2 protein-coding genes are annotated in these 1,518 nt (G+C 36.0%); both read right to left on the reverse strand.

The features are described from left to right. Positions 1-1,000: restriction endonuclease subunit S (locus WBJ10_RS03735; RefSeq protein WP_424288212.1), on the reverse strand; the 1,000-nt coding region annotated here is incomplete at its 3' end. Then, positions 997-1,518: HsdM family class I SAM-dependent methyltransferase (locus WBJ10_RS03740; protein ID WP_424288213.1), on the reverse strand; the 522-nt coding region annotated here is incomplete at its 5' end. The genes WBJ10_RS03740 and WBJ10_RS03735, both read right to left, overlap by 4 nt.

Here is a 1,518-nt window from a genome sequence, read left to right on the forward strand (position 1 = left end):
GTATTCTTGCTTTAAACGATTGTAACAAGTATTCGATAAAATCTGTGTCAGCAAGTTTTTCATTCACAACCAAACCAATTACGCTATCTGGAAAACAAGCATCAAAAGTCAATATTCCAGTTTCTGCGATGTTCGCAGCAATTGTAATGCAAATAGTACCAGATGGCCAAAGTGTACTCTGTGCCAGCCCCAATTCACTGTATGTTTGAGAATATTCAGTTATGTAATGATTACAATTTCTTATATCACCAGTCTGGATAAAAGGATAATCTCCCCCGTAAAGTTTTTCATAATTTCTAGGACGATGTCTTGACTTACCTCTTCCAAATTTATTTGAAACTTGTTTTAATGTTCTCTCTTCCCATCGCTCACCTCTATTCTCAAACACCCCTCGCAAATAACTCTCGAAGAGGTCTTTAGTGTTATTGAGGTTTTGTTCTGCATTGGCTTTTGCCCTGGCAAAGGAGGCAAAAGCTTCATCTAAAATTGAAACAATGCGTTGTTGTTCGGAGATGGAAGGAAGGGGAATTGTTAAATTACCTAAGTTAGCTTGGGACAAAGTAGGAATTGCAGTTCCTCCAATAATCTCATGCTCTTGTTCTTTAAATGTTCTGCTATTCATAAAGAAATACAAATATTTATTGGAACATTTAATTTCCTTTAGAACAACAAATTGTGGATTGATTGTAGCTTTTTGTGGTAAATTCTCTATTAATGCTATTTTGCCAATTGAAGCCGTTTTGCAATATATTATATCGCCATCATATATCTTGATTTCGGGAGATTCATCATATTTAAACCAAGAAATATAGGTGCAGTTGTGATAAATTATTGTGTTGTTCTTTATGTTTGAAGGACTCAAAGAAATTGCTCCTTCGCCCTCTTTAACTAAATCTTGTTTTGTGTATCCTCTGTAACCTATTCGCCCTTTTATAGTGCAAACATCATTCAACTGTTTTATTTCCCAACCTTGTGGCAATCGAGTTTGTCGAATGATCATATCAATTCCAAAATTGAGTTTAATATATCAGCACTTTCTTTATCCAAGGCTTTCATTTCTTCTAAAATTTCCTGCGGTTGGCGTAAGGCGGCTTCTTCTTTTTTGTTGGGGTTTTTGGCAGAGAGGTCAAAAGTATTTTGATAAATATTATCTAATTCAACTGTCCACGAATTTTCACTTTCGGCTTTCGTTTTTTGGAGTTCTACAAAGTCAGCCAAATCTTTTTCATTCAACGAATTAGTCTTGCCCAAATTTCTATCTAGATTCAGTTGGTAGAACCAGACCTTTTTGGTGGAAGAGCCTTTCTCAAAAAACAAAACCACGGTTTTTACTCCTGCTCCCGTAAAAGTTCCACCCGGTAAATCAAGAACCGTATGTAGGTTGCAGTTTTCTAAAAGCAATTTCCTTAAACTCACAGAGGCATTATCGGTATTGCTCAAAAATGTGTTTTTAATAACCACCCCAGCTTTGCCTCCAGCTTTCAATATCTTTATAAAATGCTGCAGGAAGAGCGAAGC

It is taken from the genome of Daejeonella sp. (assembly GCF_049655485.1).
Lineage (GTDB): Bacteria > Bacteroidota > Bacteroidia > Sphingobacteriales > Sphingobacteriaceae > Daejeonella.